Annotated in this window: 23 protein-coding genes; 12 read left to right on the forward strand and 11 right to left on the reverse strand. The window is 42.2% G+C overall.

The window, feature by feature from the left end; genetic code table 11:
- The first annotated feature begins 104 nt into the window (after positions 1–104).
- On the forward strand, positions 105–731 hold the full coding sequence (locus E1160_RS15135; RefSeq protein ID WP_155156687.1) for a LysE family translocator: 627 nt from the start codon (positions 105–107) through the stop codon (positions 729–731).
- Positions 732–737: 6 nt separating this feature from the next.
- Here E1160_RS15135 and E1160_RS15140 read toward each other — a convergent pair whose 3' ends face one another.
- On the reverse strand, positions 738–1,643 hold the full coding sequence (locus E1160_RS15140) for a LysR substrate-binding domain-containing protein (protein ID WP_155156689.1): 906 nt from the start codon (positions 1,641–1,643) through the stop codon (positions 738–740).
- A 122-nt stretch (positions 1,644–1,765) separates the two neighbouring features.
- Between E1160_RS15140 and E1160_RS15145 the strand changes: the two genes are divergently transcribed.
- From E1160_RS15145 to E1160_RS15155, 3 genes are read left to right on the forward strand one after another with little or no spacing between them, the layout of a single operon-like run.
- Positions 1,766–2,662 (forward strand): pirin family protein, encoded by an 897-nt coding sequence (locus E1160_RS15145; protein ID WP_155156691.1) that lies wholly within the window; start codon positions 1,766–1,768, stop codon positions 2,660–2,662.
- Between the two features lie 27 nt (positions 2,663–2,689).
- Positions 2,690–3,226, forward strand: a complete 537-nt coding sequence (locus E1160_RS15150) for an NADPH-dependent FMN reductase (RefSeq protein ID WP_155156693.1) — start codon at positions 2,690–2,692, stop codon at positions 3,224–3,226.
- Positions 3,227–3,238: 12 nt separating this feature from the next.
- Positions 3,239–3,469, forward strand: coding sequence for a DUF2798 domain-containing protein (locus tag E1160_RS15155; protein ID WP_155156695.1), 231 nt, complete (start codon positions 3,239–3,241; stop codon positions 3,467–3,469).
- Between the two features lie 4 nt (positions 3,470–3,473).
- Here the strand turns inward: E1160_RS15155 and E1160_RS15160 are convergent, their stop codons facing one another.
- Positions 3,474–4,442, reverse strand: coding sequence for a DMT family transporter (locus tag E1160_RS15160; protein WP_155156697.1), 969 nt, complete (start codon positions 4,440–4,442; stop codon positions 3,474–3,476).
- Positions 4,443–4,610: 168 nt separating this feature from the next.
- Between E1160_RS15160 and E1160_RS15165 the strand changes: the two genes are divergently transcribed.
- From E1160_RS15165 to tdh, 4 genes are all read left to right on the forward strand, one after another.
- Positions 4,611–6,146 (forward strand): YifB family Mg chelatase-like AAA ATPase, encoded by a 1,536-nt coding sequence (locus E1160_RS15165; protein WP_155156699.1) that lies wholly within the window; start codon positions 4,611–4,613, stop codon positions 6,144–6,146.
- Between the two features lie 75 nt (positions 6,147–6,221).
- Positions 6,222–6,794 (forward strand): helix-turn-helix domain-containing protein, encoded by a 573-nt coding sequence (locus E1160_RS15170; protein WP_155156701.1) that lies wholly within the window; start codon positions 6,222–6,224, stop codon positions 6,792–6,794.
- Between the two features lie 99 nt (positions 6,795–6,893).
- Positions 6,894–8,081 carry a glycine C-acetyltransferase gene (locus E1160_RS15175; RefSeq protein WP_155156703.1) on the forward strand — a complete coding sequence of 396 codons (1,188 nt, stop codon included), beginning with the start codon at positions 6,894–6,896 and terminating at the stop codon, positions 8,079–8,081.
- Positions 8,078–9,118: an L-threonine 3-dehydrogenase gene (gene tdh / locus E1160_RS15180; protein ID WP_218048939.1), complete on the forward strand. Its 1,041-nt coding sequence runs from the start codon at positions 8,078–8,080 to the stop codon at positions 9,116–9,118. Before E1160_RS15175 ends, tdh begins: the two co-directional genes overlap by 4 nt.
- A 109-nt stretch (positions 9,119–9,227) precedes the next feature.
- On the opposite strand, the gene E1160_RS15185 is transcribed toward tdh, so the two are convergent.
- Positions 9,228–9,995 carry a DUF4198 domain-containing protein gene (locus E1160_RS15185; RefSeq protein ID WP_155156705.1) on the reverse strand — a complete coding sequence of 256 codons (768 nt, stop codon included), beginning with the start codon at positions 9,993–9,995 and terminating at the stop codon, positions 9,228–9,230.
- A 124-nt stretch (positions 9,996–10,119) separates the two neighbouring features.
- Between E1160_RS15185 and nikR the strand changes: the two genes are divergently transcribed.
- Positions 10,120–10,527, forward strand: a complete 408-nt coding sequence (gene nikR, locus E1160_RS15190) for a nickel-responsive transcriptional regulator NikR (RefSeq protein ID WP_155156707.1) — start codon at positions 10,120–10,122, stop codon at positions 10,525–10,527.
- A gap of 13 nt (positions 10,528–10,540) precedes the next feature.
- Here nikR and E1160_RS15195 read toward each other — a convergent pair whose 3' ends face one another.
- Entirely contained in the window at positions 10,541–10,834 is a 294-nt protein-coding gene (locus tag E1160_RS15195; protein ID WP_155156709.1) for a DUF1330 domain-containing protein, read from the reverse strand.
- Between the two features lie 99 nt (positions 10,835–10,933).
- Between E1160_RS15195 and E1160_RS15200 the strand changes: the two genes are divergently transcribed.
- Positions 10,934–11,803 carry a LysR family transcriptional regulator gene (locus E1160_RS15200; RefSeq protein ID WP_218048940.1) on the forward strand — a complete coding sequence of 290 codons (870 nt, stop codon included), beginning with the start codon at positions 10,934–10,936 and terminating at the stop codon, positions 11,801–11,803.
- Between the two features lie 239 nt (positions 11,804–12,042).
- Here E1160_RS15200 and E1160_RS15205 read toward each other — a convergent pair whose 3' ends face one another.
- The 4 genes from E1160_RS15205 to E1160_RS15220 form a co-directional block, all read right to left on the reverse strand.
- Entirely contained in the window at positions 12,043–12,279 is a 237-nt protein-coding gene (locus tag E1160_RS15205) for a hypothetical protein (protein ID WP_155156713.1), read from the reverse strand.
- The gene (locus tag E1160_RS15210; RefSeq protein WP_155156715.1) at positions 12,272–12,745 is read right to left on the reverse strand and encodes a hypothetical protein; all 474 of its coding nucleotides are present in this window, start codon (positions 12,743–12,745) and stop codon (positions 12,272–12,274) included. The genes E1160_RS15205 and E1160_RS15210 overlap by 8 nt, the downstream gene beginning before the upstream one ends.
- 21 nt (positions 12,746–12,766) lie before the next feature.
- Positions 12,767–14,212, reverse strand: a complete 1,446-nt coding sequence (locus E1160_RS15215; RefSeq protein ID WP_155156717.1) for a hypothetical protein — start codon at positions 14,210–14,212, stop codon at positions 12,767–12,769.
- A 181-nt stretch (positions 14,213–14,393) separates the two neighbouring features.
- Positions 14,394–15,236, reverse strand: a complete 843-nt coding sequence (locus tag E1160_RS15220; RefSeq protein ID WP_155156719.1) for a 5'-nucleotidase, lipoprotein e(P4) family — start codon at positions 15,234–15,236, stop codon at positions 14,394–14,396.
- 178 nt (positions 15,237–15,414) lie between these two features.
- On the opposite strand from E1160_RS15220, the gene E1160_RS15225 reads away from it, so the two are divergent.
- A complete protein-coding gene (locus tag E1160_RS15225) occupies positions 15,415–16,608 on the forward strand; it encodes a YbfB/YjiJ family MFS transporter (RefSeq protein WP_155156721.1) in 1,194 nt (397 codons plus the stop codon).
- On the opposite strand, the gene E1160_RS15230 is transcribed toward E1160_RS15225, so the two are convergent.
- Genes E1160_RS15230 through nthA form a run of 3 tightly spaced genes read right to left on the reverse strand, consistent with a single transcriptional unit; the run spans position 16,603 to position 18,255 of the window.
- Positions 16,603–16,959: a nitrile hydratase accessory protein gene (locus E1160_RS15230; RefSeq protein ID WP_155156723.1), complete on the reverse strand. Its 357-nt coding sequence runs from the start codon at positions 16,957–16,959 to the stop codon at positions 16,603–16,605. The genes E1160_RS15225 and E1160_RS15230 overlap by 6 nt on opposite strands.
- Entirely contained in the window at positions 16,959–17,621 is a 663-nt protein-coding gene (nthB, locus tag E1160_RS15235; protein WP_155156725.1) for a nitrile hydratase subunit beta, read from the reverse strand. Before nthB ends, E1160_RS15230 begins: the two co-directional genes overlap by 1 nt.
- Position 17,622: 1 nt before the next feature.
- Positions 17,623–18,255 (reverse strand): nitrile hydratase subunit alpha, encoded by a 633-nt coding sequence (gene nthA, locus E1160_RS15240; RefSeq protein ID WP_155156728.1) that lies wholly within the window; start codon positions 18,253–18,255, stop codon positions 17,623–17,625.
- Positions 18,256–18,380: 125 nt separating this feature from the next.
- Here nthA and E1160_RS15245 point away from each other — a divergent pair, with 125 nt between their 5' ends.
- Positions 18,381–19,964, forward strand: a complete 1,584-nt coding sequence (locus E1160_RS15245; protein WP_155156730.1) for a sensor domain-containing diguanylate cyclase — start codon at positions 18,381–18,383, stop codon at positions 19,962–19,964.
- The last annotated feature ends 148 nt before the right edge of the window (positions 19,965–20,112 follow it).

Raw genomic sequence — 20,112 nt, forward strand, 5'->3', positions numbered from 1 at the left:
ATACATTCTCTAAGCGATTTTTAAATTTCTACTTTCAAGATCCATCCTTTCCTTGATAAGTGGTACAATCTTCAATTTTCGATCAATTTGAAAAGCAAAAGAATATGTTTGATATACCATGGCTTTTATTTATTGCAGCTTCGCTTGCAGTGATTATATCTCCAGGACAAGATTTGATTATGGTTATGTCACGTGGTTTAGGCCAAGGATCCAAAGAAGGCGTTATTGCCGCTTTAGGGATTTCAATTGGATTGATGGGGCATACCGTTCTTGCAGCCCTTGGTTTGGGCGCAATCCTTACAACATCGGAACTCGCTTTTACTATTCTAAAATATATCGGTGCGGCCTATCTATTTTATATTGGTATTAAACTTATTCTTTCTGGTGGTCGCCATTTTGAAACCGAAGACAACAACGATAAATCTATCAAACGCGTTTTTATTGAAGGTACCCTTTGCAATATCACTAATCCAAAAGTGACCTTGTTTTTCTTCGCCTTTTTGCCGCAATTTATTCCTGCAAATAGTGAAAATCCGACTATTGGTATTTTTGCCATGGGTCTTTGTTATGCGTTTCTAACCTTTATTTTAAAAACACCCGTTGGTTTTTTTGCAGGTCGTTTATCGAACTGGTTTAAGCAAAATCCAAATTTCCTAAATTGGATTTTCAAATTCAGTGGCCTTACCTTGCTTGGACTTGGTTTACGGTTGGCGCTAGAAGAACGCCATTAAATAAACTTATATAGCCACATATGCCTCAATATTCTTTAATAAATATTCCTTAAACATCTGAACCGCAGGTGACTGACCATGACGCGAAGGAGAAAGCAAACTTAACTGCGCGCGTCCCGTCACCCAATCCGGCAAAACATGCACTAAAGAGCCATCTTCAAGTTCCTCCCGACATGTATAAGAAGGTAAATTTACAACACCAAGTCCTTTTACAGCCACTTTCTTCAAACTGCTCATGTCATCACTGGAATAGACGTTGCCATGGACAACTTTCTTTTCCATCCCTTGCTCATTTCGTAACACCCAATGAGATGCACTTGGTTGCCACCCAACATTGAGGCTTTTTACATTTTCAAGCTCATCTGGATCATCCGGCATGCCTAGCTCCATAACATATTCAGGGCTTGCGAATAATTGCCAAGAAACAGTTGTAAGATAACGTTGGACAACCGATGAATCGGGCAAAGGTTCTGTATGCCCCCGAATAGCTAAATCAATACCGGAAGTTACTAAGTCAACAGGTTGATTTGTCACTTGTTGGATGAGTTCAATTTTTGGGTTTTCGCATAAAAATTTAACCACCAATTCTTGAATAGCAAATTGAGAAACCCCGACAGAGCAACTCATAATGATACGGCCACTGATTGTGTCTTTTTTGCTGGATATGGCAGCTTCTGCCATTGCCATTTCATCCATCATCGCCTTGGCATGATTATAAAATAGCTGCCCATATTCCGTGATCTTAAATTGTCTTGAGGTACGTTGAATAAGCTTTACATCCAACCTTGCTTCCAGATTAGACACATGACGGCTCAGTCTTGATTTAGGAATACCTAAAACTCTTGCGGCTGCAGAAAAACCTTCTTTCTCCACCACATGCACAAAATAAAAATAGTCATTCAAATCAATCATCAGAATATTCTCATCTATCGTTCTATATTTAGAACATATATTTCTTTTATTGCCTATTTTGATCTTTATCGTTCCATTTTATATTACATCTAGTTTACAAATTTAAACAAGGTGTTCTTCTGATGAATAAGTTACATAGCCCAAATATAGTTACACAAAACCCAGAAACAGTTAAAATTTCAGACAAGATAGCAAGTAAGCCTCTCAATATCGGGACAGGATTTACGGCAAAGACTTTTCGCGAAAAAGACTTTGATCAGCAAATGGATCCACTCGCCATGGTCGACCATTATGTCATGACCACCCCGACATTTGGCGCCCATCCACATGCAGGACTATCCGCTGTTTCCGTCATTTTTGAAGACAGTTCAGGCAAATTCCACAATCGGGATTCCCTTGGGAATGACTTTGATATCTTACCGGGGGACCTATATTGGCTAAAAGCAGGTTCAGGTGCTGTTCATGATGAGGCGCCTCGCCCCAATGCCCGTATCCATGGCTTACAAGTCTTCGTAAACCTTCCAGCAAAACATAAAAAAGATGCGCCGGCATCCAAACATGTCTCCGCCAAGGATATGCCGATTATTGAGAAAAACGGGATGAAAGTTCGGATTGTCGCCGGGGAAAGTAATCATATTGCTGGACCAACTTCCCCAGCTTTACCGATGACCATTTTGGATGGGAAAATCCAACAAGACGCAAGTTTTCAACATGACTTAAACGCAAAAGAAAATGCGTGGATCTACGCGGTTGAGAATGACATCACCGTAAAGACTGCAGATCAAGTCATCATACTTTCAGCAGGTGAAGCCGTCGCAATATCCAATTTAAATTCAAATGCACCACAAGATATCCAGTTTTCCAGCGCATCTATGGAAGAAGCGCATTTTGCCCTTTTTGCCGCCCAGCCTGTGGAAGAAGAATTCGTCCAAAAGGGCCCCTTCATCTTGAGCAATGAAAAAGACATTCAACAAGCAGAAGCAGATTATGCCGCGGGCTTGTTTGGGTCTTTGAATTAATACAAATCTGGATTTAAGGATAAAAAAATGAAAATCGTTACTTTTGCCGCAAGCAACAGCAGTAAATCTATCAATAAAGAATTGATAAGATATGCAGCCACATTCCTGACAGGCCATGATATTGAAATGATTGATATCAATGATTTCAAACTACCAATCTACAGTGCCGATTTGGAAGAAAAACATGGTGTCCCGGATGCTGCATCCGACTTTTTAAATCATATCGAACAAGCCGATGCCTTGCTTATTTCCTATGCGGAGCATAACGGCAACTACACAGCTGCCTATAAAAACCTGTTTGATTGGGCCAGTCGGAAGAAGCTGGATGTTTATCATAAGAAGCCAATTATTATGTTATCCACTTCACCCGGTCCAAATGGGGCAAATACCGTGCTAAGCATGGCGAAAAATACCGCCCATTTTTATGATGGTACTGTCATCGCTTCTCTGTCCATTCCAAGTTTTTATGATAATTACGATCAGGAAAATATGGAACTAAAAGATGAATCCTTAAAAACAGAATTCGTGAATGTCTTAAACACATTTAACAACGTTAAGATATAGGGAGATATAAACATGATCCCTAACAAATATCGCTTTTATGTATTTTCCTTTATCATGTCCCTGTTGATGTCTGGGGCTATGTCATTCGCTTTTTTGGTGATGGAAAATATAAGCTGGACAGTCATTATGGAGAAATGGCCATTCTCTTGGTTTGTTTCCATGCTCATTGCCTTTCCCATGAGCCTGTTTATTGTCCCTCTCACAGACAAACTGGTATCTAGGCTAATGATGCAGGATGCATAGAAATTCAGCCGATATTCTTCTTTTTCTCCTGACGGCGCCGCACCACTTCACGATGCAAAATATAAAGGCCACTGGCCACAATTAACAAACTGCCCATCACTGTTGTTGAAGTTGGGATGGCGCCCCAGAAGAGCCACCCCCAAAGCACTGCAAAAGGAAGCGAGCTATATTCAAAAGGCGCCACTGCATTGGCACGCCCCAAACGGTAAGCCTGACTGATACAGAAGAAACCAGCCGCTGAAATAAAGCCCAGCGCAATGATCAACCCTATCTGCGTTAAGGTCGGCACAGACCAGGCACGCAACAAATATTGCGCACTAGGATGGGAAATTTCATCCATCCAACCGCTACCCAAAGTCAATCCGACAACCCCACTTAAAGTAATAAAGGCCAGTTGCGAATAGAACGTCATGCCCAAAGCAGATTCTGTTGATCCCAATTTACGAGCAAGCAGGCTTTGCGCGCTATAAGCCACAGCAGATAAAAGCGCGAGGATCATCGCGGGCTCAATACCACTGGATCCGGGTTGTGCGACCAATATCACCCCACCAAACCCGACAAAGATCGCCAACCAGCTTCGGATACCTACTTTTTCGCCAAGGAATGGGATGGATAATGCCACCACAAAAAGTGGACTTGTATAATAAAGCGGCATGGCATCCGCCAACGGTAAAACCGCCAATGCCATAGAAAATAAGGAAAAACACAGAAAACCTGCAAGCCCACGTAAAAACGCCCAGACCGGCTGTTTTGATATAAAAGCATTTCTACCCTGTAGATAAAACATAATCGGGGAAATGATCATCAATGTGACCACACCGCGCAGGAAGATCACTTCTTGTAAAGCGATCTGATCACTAAAGAATTTCATAATCACATCTTGGACAGAAAATACCATCAACCCTAAAACCAGATATAAAATACCTTGTGAAGTTGTATCATCCACACTCTGTTTTAACGCTGTATCTGACATTTATTTTCTGTCCAATCCTGAAATCTTATTAGAACTGATGTTGCGCTTGATCATAATTTAAGACCTGAATATTTACGACAGGATACTTCCTCTTCGCGCCGCACCTTCAAATTTCTCCCTAACCCATTCATTGCATATGCAGGACAGATTTTATGAGGGGGATATTCTATGGTTGCCCATATCCGAACCGTGGCTTTTCAAGGCATTGAGACAGTTGATGTAGATGTTCAAGTACAATTATCATCGGGTCTTCCGGCTTTTTCTATTGTTGGATTAGCCGATAAAGCCGTATCCGAGGCGAGAGAACGTGTACGTTCAGCGCTGACGGCATTGGGTTTATCCCTGCCTGCCAAAAGGATCACTGTGAATTTATCCCCTGCCGATCTGCAAAAAGAGGGCAGCCATTATGATCTGCCCATCGCGTTGGGTTTATTGGCCTCTATGGAAATCATGCCCTTGGAAGAATTAGACCAATATATTGTGATGGGAGAATTGGGGCTAGATGGGGGATTGGCTGCCGTATCAGGTGTGTTGCCCACAGCGATTTCCGCCAATGCGGCTGAGAAAGGTTTAATTTGCCCTGCTGCTAATGGCGGTGAAGCCGCCTGGGCAGGCGATATGGAAATCTTGGCGCCTCGCCATTTGATGGAACTTATCAATCATTTCAAATCCGGACAATTACTCACCCGCCCGAAAGCCGTCCAAAATCACGAAACAACCACATTACCCGATCTCATAGATATCAAAGGCCAAGAAACCGCCAAACGGGCGTTGGAAATTGCGGCTGCAGGAGGACATAATATGTTAATGATCGGGCCACCCGGTGCAGGTAAATCCATGCTTGCGTCTCGATTACCAAGTATCTTACCACCGCTGGACAGTCGGGAAGCTTTGGAATTATCCATGATACGATCAGTGGCAGGTCAAATTGCCCAAAACGATAATGACACAGGTTTTATGAGTTTAACCCGCCCTTTTCGCGACCCACATCATTCAACATCGGTGCCTGCCTTGGTTGGCGGCGGACAAAAAGCAAAGCCCGGTGAAATCAGTCTCGCCCATAATGGTGTGCTCTTTCTGGATGAATTACCGGAATTCGCCCGTGGTGCCTTAGAAGCGTTGCGCCAACCCCTTGAAAGCAGCCGTGCCGTGGTTGCCCGTGTTAATGCGCATATCACTTATCCTGCCCGTGTTCAATTGATTGCGGCAATGAACCCTTGTCGATGCGGTCATCTGGCGGATATCGATATGGCCTGCAGCCGTGCCCCAAAATGCGGCGGAGATTACCAAGCCAAAATATCCGGCCCGCTTTTCGACCGCATTGACATTCATATCGACGTCCCCGCGGTGAGTGCTGCGGATCTGGTGTTACCTCCCCCCAAAGAAAGTAGTGTTGATGTTGCAACACGTGTCTTGGCAGCGCGCATAATACAAATCAAACGCCTTGAAAGACTGGCTCCGGATCAAAACTGGCGCTGCAATGCTGAAATCGACGGACAAATATTAGAAGAAATCGCAGCGCCTGATGAAACAGGTCGCAAATTATTGGCCGAAGCTGCCAATCAAATGAAATTATCGGCCCGCGGGTATCATCGTATCTTACGTGTGGCACGCACCTTAGCCGATCTTCAAGCTGAAGATCATGTGCAAAAACATCATATCGCCGAAGCCATCGGATATCGCCGCCATCAACTAAGACAGTAACAAGCCGGATCATTCTTCAACAAAATTGAATTTTTACATATGGCTTTTTCCATGGTGGCATTGTAGTTTTCCGTTATGACGGAAAATACAGATACGACATTAACGCGTTTGCCGGCCCGATTGAAGGAAGCAAGACGTGACAAGGGGCTTTCACTGGAAGCTGTTGCGAATTTAAGTGGGGTTTCACGTTCCATGCTCAGTCAGATTGAGCGCGGGGAAAGTAGCCCTACCATCTCAACATTGTGGAATTTGACCCAGGCTTTACAAATTGATTTTGCGGGCTTACTGGCCGAAAACAAACAATCCGACAGCATCGAAGTTTTAAAGAATTCCGAAACCCCCAGCATTGATAATATGGGTAATTCCTGTCGCATTCGAATTTTATCTCCACCCGAAGCCGCCGGGGGCCACGAGGTCTATGATATCCGGTTTGAAGCTGAAGGCAGTCTTGAAAGTCATCCCCATGTGCAAGGGGCAAAAGAACATCTGACCGTCTTAGAAGGATCCATTCGGGTTACATCCGGTTCTGCCACTTCAGAATTAAGTCAAGGTGACACCGCCAGATATGCAGGTGATTTGGCCCATTCAATATCTGCGATTAATGGTCCGGCGCGGATTTTCCTGATCGTGAAAGATGCTGGCACTTAAAATTCCACCAAACAAGAATTTTATCCGTTATATTGTATTTCTTTTATTGCGGATTTTTATCCGCTATGTTAGATGTTGATTTCGAGATGGGAGATCAGCATGACAAACACGTTCTATACACATATTGAAGACACACTTATTCAGATCGAAAAAGACGGGCTTTATAAAACCGAAAGACAGATAACATCGTCCCAATCCGGTCAAATTACAGTAGGCGACAAACAGGTTATTAACTTATGTGCCAATAACTATCTGGGCTTGGCAAATCATCCTGATCTGATCAAAGCTGCAAAAGATGCGATGGACCCAAAGGGTTTTGGTATGGCGTCAGTGCGATTTATTTGTGGCACACAGGATATCCATCGTGAATTAGAACAAAAGCTTGCAAATTTCTTGAACCAAGATGACTCCATCCTTTTCGCTGCATGTTTTGACGCAAATGGCGGTTTATTTGAACCCTTACTTGGACCGGAAGATGCAATTGTCTCAGATTCTTTAAATCATGCCTCCATCATCGATGGTATCCGATTATGTAAAGCCAAAAGATATCGTTATGCCAATAATGATATGGTCGATCTGGAAGATAAATTAAAACAAGCACGCCAAGAGGGTGCACGTCATATTATGATCGCAACCGATGGCGTTTTCTCCATGGATGGCTATCTTGCAAACTTGCCTGCCATCAGAAAACTCGCAGATCAATATGAAGCTGTTTTGATGGTCGATGATTGTCATTCCACAGGTTTTATGGGACCGCGCGGTGCTGGAACCGCAGATCATTTCGGCGTGAATGTTGATATTGTGACAGGCACCTTGGGTAAAGCTTTAGGCGGCGGTATTGGTGGATATATTGCAGGCCCACAACCTGTTATCGATCTATTGAGACAACGGGCGCGACCTTATTTATTTTCAAATTCCCTACCCCCATCAATCGTGGCTGCGGGATTGGAAGCGATCAAATTAATTGAAAATGGATCGGACCTTCGTCAGCGACTATTTGACAACACATCTTATTGGCGACAAGGGTTAACCGAACTTGGTTTTGAATTGCTTGATGGGGATCATCCGATCGTCCCCGTGATGTTGGGTGATGCAAAATTGTCCCAACAAATGGCGAATAAATTGTTTGATGAAGGCGTTTATGTAACCGGCTTCTTCTTTCCAGTGGTGCCACATGGCAAAGCACGGATCAGAACACAGATGAATGCCGCCCTAACAAAAGATGATCTGGATACTGCCCTAACCGCTTTTAGTAAGGTTGGTAAAGAATTGGGGATTATATCATGAGCCATAGAATGAAAGCTCTTGAAAAATCCAAACCGGAAGAAGGCTTATGGATGATTGAGGCACCAATACCAATCATTGAACCCCATGAAGTTTTAATTCGTATCCATAAAACCGCGATTTGCGGCACAGATATTCATATCTGGAACTGGGATTCTTGGGCCGCAGATACCGTCCCCTATCCGATGATTACCGGACATGAATTTGCGGGTGAGATCGTGGAATTGGGATCAGATGTAACAGGTTTGGAAATCGGACAAAGATGTTCCGGCGAAGGTCATCTGATTGGTACAGACAGCCGTCAAAGCCGTTCCGGTAAATTCCACCTTGATCCCGGCACACGTGGGATCGGCGTGAATGAACAAGGTGCCTTTGCAGAATATCTAAAAATCCCTGCCTTTAATGTTATTCCTCTGCCGGATGATATTCCTGATGATATTGGCGCCATCCTTGATCCACTGGGGAATGCGGTACATACAGCTTTAAGCTTTGATTTGCTTGGGGAAGATGTATTGATTACTGGTGCAGGCCCTATTGGCATTATGGCCGCGGCCGTGGCACGGCATGCCGGTGCCAGAAATGTTGCCATCACAGATATCAATCCACATCGACTGGAACTGGCGCAACATGTTGTCCCATCTGTAAGGACTGTCAATGTGGCGGAAGAAGAATTGAAAGATGTGATGACAGAACTTGGCCTGAAAGAAGGTTTTGATGTGGGCCTTGAAATGTCAGGCAATCAAAAGGCGCTTGATCAGATGGTGGATGTGTTAGTGATGGGTGGCAAAATTGCCCTTTTAGGTATCCCCCCTGGGGAATCTCCGGTTGACTGGTCACGTATTGTATTTAAGGCCATCACCATCAAAGGCGTTTATGGTCGTGAGATGTTTGAAACCTGGTATAAAATGATTGCCATGTTGCAAAATGGCCTGGATGTCAGCCATGTTATCACCCATCGTTTAAATGTGAATGATTTCAAAGAAGGTTTCACCACGATGAAATCCGGACATTCAGGCAAAGTCATTCTTGACTGGACGTAGACATAAAAGAAGGCAGAAGCATCATTCTTGAATATATATTCGAGATAGTGCTTCTGCCTTAATATACTCTGATGCTAGACAATTTTCAGAGTGAATATGTAAAGGGCAATTATTTCATATCTTCTGCTTTAACCCAGATTAAAGCCCCTTTTTCGATGACATAATCTTTGCCATCTTCAGCTTTCAATGTTTCGCCATCTTCGATCAATGCCGCAAATCCCCACCAGCCAGACTTTGGCATGTTATAGGAAAATACTCCATTGGCATCTGCTTTGATCACCTGAGTGATAAAGCTGTCATTTGGTGCTTTAACATTGTCTTCGTTTTTATGTTCTACTTCGATTTCCGCAAAAGGCACAGGCTTGCCATCTTGTAAGACAATGCCACGGAACGCATTATTGGTCCAAAGGCCGTAAGGGCGACTTAAGGGTTGAATTTCAACAGGCAATCCAACCAATTCATCCCAAGCATCACCGCCACCATTTGTCACGACTGTCTTTGTATAATGGACGATAAATTTACTTTCAGCAGGCTCAAAATAAGGGACTGGCTCCACATAAAAAGTGTAGTCACCCATACGCTTTAACTTTTGGCTTGCATGCCATTTCAAATTCTCAAAACCAGATACCTGATCAAGTTCTGATAAAAGGTCTGTTTTCTGGCCTTTATGCATTACCCCAAAAGATTTTGGGCGTTCCATCTTCATCAAAGGCCCATTTTCAAATGGATGTGTGAAGGTCATTTCAAGGGACACTTCTTTTCCATTGTCACCACCAAGAACATTTTTATCCGCTGTAATCTCCACAAAATGCGCAGATGCAGAATAACTCACAAGGGAAAAAGCCAAACCAAATGCAATTGACGCGATATTCTTCATAATATTAAATCCTAAAGTTCATACTTTTTTCGTAAAAATCATACTCGTTTATACTTGTCAATCCAGTTGTATGATAATTATATGAAAATTATGAAAAAATTACGGTGATCGGGAGAGAAGAAAAATGGAAAGAATTACGATATCGTTGGATGATGACCTGTTGGAGAAGTTCGATCTCTATATTCAGGATAAGGGTTACACCAATCGATCCGAAGGTTTCCGGGATGCAATCCGACATCTCTTATCTCATTCCGATGAATTGGAACCCCAAGACGAAGAATGCATTGGCTGCGTCAGTTATGTGTATGATCATAAAGAACGTATGCTGTCGTCTAAACTGGTTGAAACACAGCATCACCACCATGGCATCCAGACAGCAACATTGCATCTTCATGTAGATGAAAGTAATTGCTTTGAAGCCACCGTATTACGAGGCAAAACATCCGAAGTTAAGGCAATGGCGGATCAAGTTACGTCCCAGACAGGTGTCAAAAATGGGCACCTGCATTTGGTGCCCATTAAACCAATTTGATTTTCAGCCTGCTTTATTGTGGTGGCGTCAGGATTTGTACAGTCCAGTCACCTGACCCAACACGTAAGGCATGAATAGATTGCAGGTCAGGATCTTGCCGCCAGTTTCTGGCATCTTCCAAAGTTGGAAATTCAAGAATAACTGAGGCCTCATATGTTTCAGGTTGGCCTTCCAGCACTTCTACCTTTGGTGTGGAGACTAATAATTTTCCATGATGCTTTTTTAATGGAATAGGGGCTTTTTCCCGATATTTAGCCAAAGCTTCCTGATCCAGATTACGGCCAAAGGCCAGACAATAAATAGACATTCAATTTCCTTTCTTTGATGAATTCCTTGCAAAGATAGGTATGATTAATCCGTGCGAAAATTATTGATATTTGCAAATCTAATGTGCAAAAATGTCAATATGAAAGATTGGGATGATTTAAAATTTATATTGGCTATTTATCGCAGTGGTGGGTTAAGCGCCGCAGCACGCGATCTTGGCGTCAACCATGCCACGGTTTCCCGTCGCCTAACGGCTTTTGAAGCGCGAAAATCTTTACGTCTGTTTGACCGTTTTTCAGATGGTATGAAACCAACCTCAACAGGTTTGAAAGTGATTGAAGCCGCCCAACAGATGGAACAACATTATCATGCCATTGATTTGGAATTAACAGCGCAAACAGATGATCTATCCGGCCCCTTGAAACTGGCCGTACCCCAACTGATCCTCAAATTTTCATTGCTGGATATTCTTACTGAATTCAAAGAGAAATACCCGCAAATAGACCTTCAAATCATTGCCACAAATGAAGCCAATATTCACAGAAGAGAAGCCGATGTAACCATCTGCGGAACAGATAAGCCGGAAAACAGTCTATGGGGACGCAAATTGCTCAGCCAGAAGCGAGGTTTCTATGGATCATCAGATTATCTGAAAAACCGAAATCCCGAAGCCCCTTTAAAGCTGGTGAATTTTATCTGGTATGGGGATAAAGTATTGCCCCAAATTAAAACCCATTACCCCAATGCAGAAATCATTGCCAAATTCGATGATATGGTGGCCGCCTTAAGTGCCATTGAAAATGGCATGGGTGTCGGGCGCATCCCCTGTATTATTGGGGAAAACGCCCCAAACCTGATCCGATTATCCAAAACAGATTTGGAAGATTACTCTGATCTATGGTTGTTAACCCATCCGGATTTACGCAAAACACCTAAAATCAAAACCTTTATGGATTTCGTTGGCCCTGCATTAATCAAGAAAAAGAATATATTTATGGGAATGATCTAGAACGCATTTATTCTATCTCTTTTAAATGACGCTTCACCCAAGCCATCTCAAAAAGATCGCCTTTCCAACGATACATAAATATCGGCGCAAGAATAGCTGCAACAAAAGGCTGCGCAGAAATTGGAATGAATCTTTTAACCTCGTTTATATCTGTTAGAGCAACAAACCCAACCAAAACACTATAGGAAACAGCATATGTAATAGATATAATTAACAACGCATTTTTTAGATGATAAGAATTACGTTTCGCATATCTCATCCTCAAAAAAAAGACTGATGGGAATTTGTAGGAATAATATTCGGGTGAGGAAAAAAGGTATTAATAATAAAGCAACGACTGGATAATCGCTGAATTTACCAGGTAAACCGACAAGCAGTACAGCCGAGCTAAACATCAGAATATAAAGTAAAACAAACTCGATACCCCATTCCAGAAACAGTAGTTTCAAATATCTTGGTAATACCAATTTACGCATCTTTTCCCCCTAACTTACGAGACTTAGCCCAAGTCACCTCAAAAAGTTCTCCCTTTAGTTTATAGGTAATATAAGGAGTAAGCATGGCACCTAAAAATTGACTTATATTCACAATAAAGTCACTTTCTAAATATCTGAGCAAACTAATACCGTCCCACTTCATTCCAGCTAAAAAGATAAAATAAGATGCACAGTAAATAGATATTATAATCTTATAGGCATTTTTAAGCGTATAATCCCGACTTTTGGCTGCCCTGATACGCAAATATAGGCTTAGAGGAATCTGAAGATAAACTAAGCGGGTGATCATACCTACTATTGCAATGAACATTGCCGCCCCTAAACCCCAGTTACTGTCATAAAATACATTTTGTATAATCATGAAAGATGCCCCAAATATTGAGCATAAACAAAATTCAAAAAGCAGCTCATAAGCAATTTGATATCCTAGCTTTGTCGGTTGCATTTCTTCCTCCCAAAACCTTACTTATCTTTCTTGACTTTTATAAAGTTGATCCACCATTGTCTTCCCTAATTTAATTCGATCACGAAGATTGCTCATATCATAATCATCTTGCGGAAAAACGCTCCTATGTGCCTCAGCAACTGCCTGATTTACAAAGGAATTATGAAGATAATTTTCCCAAAAATTATTTAAATTACTTAACCTTGCATATATTTTATCTTCATCAACTTCAGGGTTATTTTTAAAATATAAATCACTTAACTCCTCTACCTTGCGTTGCTCTAATTCCACAAGGGCATAATCCAGTTCTTTACCTCTTAATCCTTCCAATCCTTTAATTTCTTGGCCATGATAGAGGGATTGAAAAGTTTGGTAATTCATTTTGGCCAGTTCATGATGTACAAATTGCAGATAATCTTCTTCGTCATCATTAACCATCCCATAGTTCCATTTATCTTCTGCAGCATAACCAAGTGCATTTTCAGAGGTAACTTCGGCAGCTGCTTTAAACCATTTGGATTTTATCGCCCCTTCCTTATTATTAAGCGCTATATGCATTTTCCCATAATTTTCACTATTCTCCAAAATTGTCTCGCCTGGTTCGATCGGGATTTCTAAAAGTTTTTTCTGTCCCTTTTCTTTATATGAAAGGATCAAAGGCTTTTTTTCACGCTTTTGGGTATCGTAAGGAATTTGAGATATGTTTGGCCCTTCCAGATCATATCGAACCTTTGAATCTGCATTTTTTTTCAACACATCCGCATATTTTTGCAGGATAGGCCCTGTAATACCGCTTAATTTGTGGGCAATTTCCGGATCGGCCCGATAAACTCTTTTATTCAAATCATTTAAAACGACTTCTCCCCCATTGGGATCATCCTGCATCATCCGATGAAATAAGTCTGGCAACCCGTTCGTTTCCGATGACTTCGTGACCAAGGTATTTTTCAGACTTTCATTTTCCTGCTTTGCCGCCTCACTAATTTGTGGGGGAAACTGGCTTGCCGTTGGCTTTGACATAGGACCTGTCTGGCCTTGATGAACTTCTTTGGTCAGCTGCGTAGGCGCAAATTTCGCAACAGGTCGTTTTATGGGTGCCTTTTTGAAGGATTGTGGACGTTCTTGAAATTCAGCCCTATCAAGAGTTGGCTTGGCTTTTGGTGCCTTAAACAAAGAATCCCCATCTATGGCTTCATCTTTCAACTCAACCATATTTGATCTCTTTTTGTTCTCTTCATTATTTACAGAAAGAGCTGTATTGAGCAAGGGTTTTTGATCCATATCCAAAGGGGCAAAAGTATCTACACTTTCATCATATCCATCTATCTCTGTGTCTTGTGACACATCATCGTCAAAATTGTTTTCTAACAAATTTGTAGGCTTAAGGGTCTGTATACCACCCATACCACCTGATTTTTTATCCATTTGTGACGATTGTGCATCCGTACCATCTGAGATACCGCCCATATTTTGCTCCTTAATAAAATTACAGAAATCCGAATTTAAAACGAGATCAATATAGGAACAAAACTTCAATTGTCAATAAAAAAGAACATAAAGTGATCATTTCTGTATATTATGAGTTATTGAATCAAAAAAAGGACGCCTGATAAGGCGCCCTTTCTTTATCTGATTTTAAGCGTAAAACTTATTCAGCAGGTTCCCAATAGGTCATCGCATCCAGTTTCTTTTGACGACGCTCTTCAACTGGGAGTTTCCAGTTATGGTCAAAAGTCGCAGATTCCCAAGTTCCATACATTGGATTAGCAAACATAAACCATTTCGTCCCCCACATATGTGCGAATTTTTCCATAGCCGCTTCACGATCTGCCATAGACCCTTTTGCTGCATCTGTGAAATCACCAAAGTTATCGCCAAAATTCATAATCACACGATAATTATCCGCCACATATGCACGACGTGGACTTTTCTTGGAAGATTTCCATTCTTCCTTTTCGCCACGCAAGATCACTGTGTCTTCGCTTTCATCAATCGGATATCCCAACGCTTTTAGATTATTGCGTGTTGCTTCTTCCAAAGGTGCCTTACGGTTTGACACATAGAAGATTTTCACCCCACGGGATTCTGCCAGTTTGATAAAATCCAAAGACCCTGGAATAGCGCCGGAAATTTCCGCATTTACAAAAGGCGCCCATGTTTTGGAACTGTAACTTTTACCTGCTTTGATCAACCATGCTTGATAGGCGGAATTGTCCATCACAGTTTCATCTAAATCCAAAATAACCGCAGGTGGTTTGGAACTGAAATCACCTGTTTGTTCTTCTGGGACCGCGGTCCAGCTTTTATCTGCGATCGCCACATCCAGCATCAAGGATGCAAGTTTATAAGTGCCAATAGCATTTGCCTTATATTCAACAGATGTTTGCGTCCAAACTGTCGCATCCAGTAAATCATTTTGTCCATGATCATCCGCCATCGCAGGTGAAAGTAATGTTGTGGATACCGCCAAAGTCGCCAATAACTTTTTCATAATAGAACCCCGTTTTTTATAAACTTTTTGAAAAGAAACAATTATGTTACACTTTTATGACAATATGCCTAGTGAAAAATACTTCCCCGATAATAACCACTAAAAAACAACATTCATTGCTATTAAAAATTAATAGAACCCCCTATAGTCACTTTCGACGAATAATCGGAGTAAATCTATGCCTTCTAATAACACAAGATTAAAAGTGCTTTTCGCAGGCATTTGTAGCCTTGTGTTACTCATGGCCATAGCCCGATTTTCATACACCTCCCTCCTTCCTGTTATGCTGGAACAAACCAGCCTTGACCATGCTTGGGGCGGATGGCTCGCAACTTTGAATTATATCGGCTATATGGCAGGTGCGCTGATCGCAGCCTCGATCAGTAATTTACGTCTCAAAGACACTCTCTATCGTTGGGGTCTCATTTTGGCAATTTTAACCACCGCCGGTATGGGGTTGGCAGATAATATATGGCTTTGGACTGCATTACGCGTTATTTCCGGCCTTACCAGCGCGGCAGGATTACTACTAGCCTCTGGCTTGATCTTGAACTGGCTTTTACGTCATGGATTTCGCGGGGAGTTGGGCATCCATTTTAGTGGCATTGGCATCGGGATCGCCCTTCTGTCAATCGTTGCAGAAATTTATCTATTACCTCTTGCTTGGCAGGATCAATGGTATTGGCTGGGTGCAGCTGGCCTTATCCTGATCATCCCTGCTTGGCTTTGGATGCCAAGACCACCCAAAGTTATGCCTTTAGATCACCAAAAGAAATTACGTGATAATCCACCCGGCAAACAATTCATTCAAATCCTGACGGTTGCTTATTTCTGTGCCGGGATTGGTTATGTAGTTAGTGCCACATTTATTGTTTCCATCATCAATGATTTACCGGGACTGGAAGGACAAGGGGCATGGGCCTTTGCCTTAATCGGTTTAGGGGCAGCGCCTGCCTGTATCCTTTGGGATTATATTTCCAGAAGCATTGGCCATGTGGGCGCAATGCTCATCGCTTATCTAATACAAGTGCCATCTATCATCCTGCCAGCCCTTATTGTGACTGTGCCCAGCGCCCTGATTTCCGCATTTCTATTCGGATTTTCGTTCTTGGGGATTGTATGTATCGTCCTGACTATGGGTGGGCTTTATTATCCATCTAAACCTGCCAAGATGATGGGGAAAATGACCCTATCTTATGGCTTGGCGCAGATAATCGGGCCTGCAATTATAGGCTATTTTGCAACCAGCTATGGCAGTTACGACTTTGGCCTCTACATAGCAGCAGGGGCGATGATCTTTGGTAGTATATTGATTATCTGGCTAAAACTAATCGAAAAGAAAAATTTCAAAGCCGTTTTAGCAGAATTATAGAAGAACGGGTTCCCCATGAGGCGTATCTATATACGCTTGTCGCCATTGTTCTTTACGCAACTGCATATCCCCCAAAGACACCATCTTCTTGGCGGCCACCATTTCTTCCAGACAATTGATCCAGTGAAGATAATAAGTATCACCTAAGTCAGGGTCCCCTGCCGCTTGGGCTTTTTTAATTTGCTGGCTGAATTCTTCAACCCATTCCTGCCATGTGAAATAGCCGTCCTCGCAAAGCTTAACTGCCATAGCAAAGGCCTGTGCCTGCCAGGGTTCTGAAAAAACTGGCCCCTCTTCATCCTTTGGTAAAAGCGGCATATTCAGACAGATATTTTGTTGTGCTTCGCTCATCACATTTTCTCCAAATAAGGCCGCCAAAGATCCACATGTATCTCCACATCCCCGTCGGGACCCCAGATATCCTTGCCATCAAATTTCACATTATAAAGATGATCGGCCACCTTATTGCCCTTAGAATTTTCATCAGGATAGATAAAGGAACCGAAATATTCGACAATCTCTCCCACATGACCGCGTACATATCGTGGGGCACGCGTGTGACCCGTCGGGTTCATCATCTTAACTCTAACCCTATCGCCAATTTGGAAGGTTTGAGATTGATCGGTGGGGAAGTCACAAGGGCCACCCTTATCCAATATGGCTGCGACTTGATCAGGTCCAACACGTTTATCCTGAATATCTTGAGGCACAGGTTGTTGCATCTTACCAGTCTCTATTTCTTCCTGTGTCGCAAGACCTGTTTCGACCAGTAACTTTTCCACGCCTGCCATCCAGTTTTCGTAATAGCTATTGGACAGGTAATCTATTGGATGTTGTCTTTCTCTGGCATGACGGGAAATATCAATATTCCATTGCCCTAAAAAGCCGGTCGTTAAAGTAAGACCTAATGCGCGCTTTTCCCATTCTGCATGGAATAGCGGCTCTTCCTTTTCGGCTTCGGGATTGATGGGGCCAAGCCCATGCATTCCACCTAAATCATGTGGGCCATTCATCTTATACTTCCCCCGGATTTAAAGCTTCTTCCACACCGATCATGCTATTACGGGAAACCAGTTCTTCTAATTGCTCCTCGGTCCAACCATCTGTTCCTTCTGGACGTTGAGGCATTACCAGAAAACGCATCTCGGATGTGGAATCCCAAACCTTGATTTTCTTACCTGCAGGTAATTCTGTACCAAATTCTGCCAAGACAGATTTCGGATCAGACACCACACGCGCCCGATATGGGGCCGATTTATACCAAACAGGTGGCAAACCAAGCACAGTCCAAGGGTAACAGGAACATAAAGTACAAACGACGACATTATGTATATCATCTGTATTCTCTACGATTTTCATATGTTCACCCTGACGACCTGTATAACCAAGTGACGCAATCGCAGCTGTGGCATCATCCAATAGCCAGTCTTTAAATTCAGCATCAGTCCAAGCCTTGGCAATCACCTTAGCCCCATTTCGCGGCCCCACTTTTGTTTCATAAATTTCAACAATCTCATCAATGGCCGCCGGATCAACCAAACCTTTTTCAACCAAAAGGCTTTCTAATGCTTTGACCCTAAGTGCTGGGTCTTTTGGTGGTTCCGTATGGTCATGTCCATGATGATGTTTATGTTCTTTTTGCCCCATGCCCGCTCACCTTATGTTAAATTTTTCATTATAATTAAGATAATTACGTTTTTTTTGTTTCTTAATTTAAACATCTATCCAATAATATAGGAATAAAATAAACAGGATCAATTTGAACAAGTCATATGACGGAACAGCAAGAGATAAAAAAACCAATCAAATTCAAGATCAGTATTCTGATCGCCGTCATGCTTTTGATTGTTACTTCTATCTCAGCAGTGAGTTCCTATATTTTTTTCTGGGAAGAATTTCAAAAACTTGAAAAGCAAGATGCAGACCTGAACCGGGATCGCATCCGTATTGGTTTCTTTGATAAACTGGAAACCCTTCACCTATCCGCGCTTCATTTATCTTCCGCAAATGACACTTATAGCTTTGTGAAAGGCATGTTTGATTGGCAACATGACTCCTACATTAAGTCTTATCTGACCAAGGCCACCTTCTGGAACAATAATATCGATGTCATGATCTTTATGAATTTGGAAGAAGAAGCCGTTTGGGCCAAAGAATTTAACTCAGATACGGGTATGACACATCCTGTGAATGAAGATATTCTTTCCTTCTATAAAAGTTTCAAACCTTTTAGTAAGGCCGGCAAATATGGCTTATACGTAAAGGAAAGTCGTGTTTTCATGGCCTCAACACGTCCCATATTCAAAAGTAATAGTTCAGGGGAACGTATCGGTTATTTGACAGTAATGCGCGCCGTCGATACAGAATTTATAAATGCTTTCAACGTGGAATTTGGATCAAAAGTCACCGTGAAGGTTATTCCAAAAAATGTGCCCACCCTAAAAAATTTGCACCCAAAAGATGGTTGGGGACAATTTACTGAAACAGATGAACGCGTGAGTTTCTTTAATATCAGCAGTCTTAATAGTGACTATATCGTCAATATTAATGTCTATTCCGAAAGAGATATAACACGCAAAGCACAATTAGCGGTTCTATGGAATGCGGCTGTAATCCTTGCTGGCATGGCACTGGTTTTCTTTGGTCTATTAAAAAGTCTGGATTTTATAGTTGTGACAAGATTGAAAGCCATGGCAAAAACCATACTGAATATCGGGCAGGACGAAAATCATAGAATTAGATTAAATGATGATGGTCAAGACGAAGTCAGTCTAATTGCCCATGAAGTGAACAAGATGCAAGATCGTATCCTTGAGCTCGCTTTAAATGACCACCTGACAAACTTGCCAAATCGCCGCCTATTTGAGGATCGCATGGCTTCTGCCTTGGAACGCGGGCGTCGGGAAAACACACATATCGCCCTTCTTTTTCTTGATCTGAATGGTTTTAAAACTGTGAATGACACTATGGGGCATCAAGCGGGGGATGAACTACTGGTTCGTGTGGCAAGACGATTGAAATCTATCACTCGTGCAACAGATAGTCTGGCCCGCCTTGGCGGCGATGAGTTTGGTTTAATTATGGAACTAAGTCCAGATGAAGATTTACAGGCCGTTGATGCTGTTTGTGAAAAAATCGTCACTACGCTTGAACGTCCCTTCCTCATTCAAGACAAGCCGATAAATATCTCAACGTCGATTGGCATTTCCATTTATCCAGATCATGCCGAAGATGCGACCACCATGATCCGATATGCAGATATTGCCATGTATGCCTCAAAAGCCCTGAAAAACACTAAAGATCCAGATAAAAAGCCTTGGTGCTATTTTACGTCGGAAATGGAAATGAAAGACTAAATTATCTATCAAGATTACGATCTTACGTTTAGCTATATCAATCCGGTTGGTTGATTTTCCAAAAACTCTAGAGGCTGAAATACTGGAAAATCTCGTATTTGAGATAAAAAACTTCAAAAAATTGGCGGTTTTTGGCCTTCAAATACTT

Origin of the sequence: Curvivirga aplysinae (assembly GCF_009711445.1) — a bacterium.
GTDB classification, from domain to species: domain Bacteria; phylum Pseudomonadota; class Alphaproteobacteria; order UBA8366; family Aestuariispiraceae; genus Curvivirga; species Curvivirga aplysinae.

Excerpts from the sequence above, each read along its gene's own strand:
- E1160_RS15135 (WP_155156687.1), top strand. The coding sequence starts at position 105 with ATGTTTGATATACCATGGCTTTTATTTATTGCAGCTTCGCTTGCAGTG.
- E1160_RS15140 (WP_155156689.1), bottom strand. The coding sequence starts at position 1,643 with ATGATTGATTTGAATGACTATTTTTATTTTGTGCATGTGGTGGAGAAA.
- E1160_RS15145 (WP_155156691.1), top strand. The coding sequence starts at position 1,766 with ATGAATAAGTTACATAGCCCAAATATAGTTACACAAAACCCAGAAACA.
- E1160_RS15150 (WP_155156693.1), top strand. The coding sequence starts at position 2,690 with ATGAAAATCGTTACTTTTGCCGCAAGCAACAGCAGTAAATCTATCAAT.
- E1160_RS15155 (WP_155156695.1), top strand. The coding sequence starts at position 3,239 with ATGATCCCTAACAAATATCGCTTTTATGTATTTTCCTTTATCATGTCC.
- E1160_RS15160 (WP_155156697.1), bottom strand. The coding sequence starts at position 4,442 with ATGTCAGATACAGCGTTAAAACAGAGTGTGGATGATACAACTTCACAA.
- E1160_RS15165 (WP_155156699.1), top strand. The coding sequence starts at position 4,611 with ATGGTTGCCCATATCCGAACCGTGGCTTTTCAAGGCATTGAGACAGTT.
- E1160_RS15170 (WP_155156701.1), top strand. The coding sequence starts at position 6,222 with ATGACGGAAAATACAGATACGACATTAACGCGTTTGCCGGCCCGATTG.
- E1160_RS15175 (WP_155156703.1), top strand. The coding sequence starts at position 6,894 with ATGACAAACACGTTCTATACACATATTGAAGACACACTTATTCAGATC.
- tdh (WP_218048939.1), top strand. The coding sequence starts at position 8,078 with ATGAGCCATAGAATGAAAGCTCTTGAAAAATCCAAACCGGAAGAAGGC.
- E1160_RS15185 (WP_155156705.1), bottom strand. The coding sequence starts at position 9,995 with ATGAAGAATATCGCGTCAATTGCATTTGGTTTGGCTTTTTCCCTTGTG.
- nikR (WP_155156707.1), top strand. The coding sequence starts at position 10,120 with ATGGAAAGAATTACGATATCGTTGGATGATGACCTGTTGGAGAAGTTC.
- E1160_RS15195 (WP_155156709.1), bottom strand. The coding sequence starts at position 10,834 with ATGTCTATTTATTGTCTGGCCTTTGGCCGTAATCTGGATCAGGAAGCT.
- E1160_RS15200 (WP_218048940.1), top strand. The coding sequence starts at position 10,934 with ATGAAAGATTGGGATGATTTAAAATTTATATTGGCTATTTATCGCAGT.
- E1160_RS15205 (WP_155156713.1), bottom strand. The coding sequence starts at position 12,279 with ATGCGTAAATTGGTATTACCAAGATATTTGAAACTACTGTTTCTGGAA.
- E1160_RS15210 (WP_155156715.1), bottom strand. The coding sequence starts at position 12,745 with ATGCAACCGACAAAGCTAGGATATCAAATTGCTTATGAGCTGCTTTTT.
- E1160_RS15215 (WP_155156717.1), bottom strand. The coding sequence starts at position 14,212 with ATGGGCGGTATCTCAGATGGTACGGATGCACAATCGTCACAAATGGAT.
- E1160_RS15220 (WP_155156719.1), bottom strand. The coding sequence starts at position 15,236 with ATGAAAAAGTTATTGGCGACTTTGGCGGTATCCACAACATTACTTTCA.
- E1160_RS15225 (WP_155156721.1), top strand. The coding sequence starts at position 15,415 with ATGCCTTCTAATAACACAAGATTAAAAGTGCTTTTCGCAGGCATTTGT.
- E1160_RS15230 (WP_155156723.1), bottom strand. The coding sequence starts at position 16,959 with ATGAGCGAAGCACAACAAAATATCTGTCTGAATATGCCGCTTTTACCA.
- nthB (WP_155156725.1), bottom strand. The coding sequence starts at position 17,621 with ATGAATGGCCCACATGATTTAGGTGGAATGCATGGGCTTGGCCCCATC.
- nthA (WP_155156728.1), bottom strand. The coding sequence starts at position 18,255 with ATGGGGCAAAAAGAACATAAACATCATCATGGACATGACCATACGGAA.
- E1160_RS15245 (WP_155156730.1), top strand. The coding sequence starts at position 18,381 with ATGACGGAACAGCAAGAGATAAAAAAACCAATCAAATTCAAGATCAGT.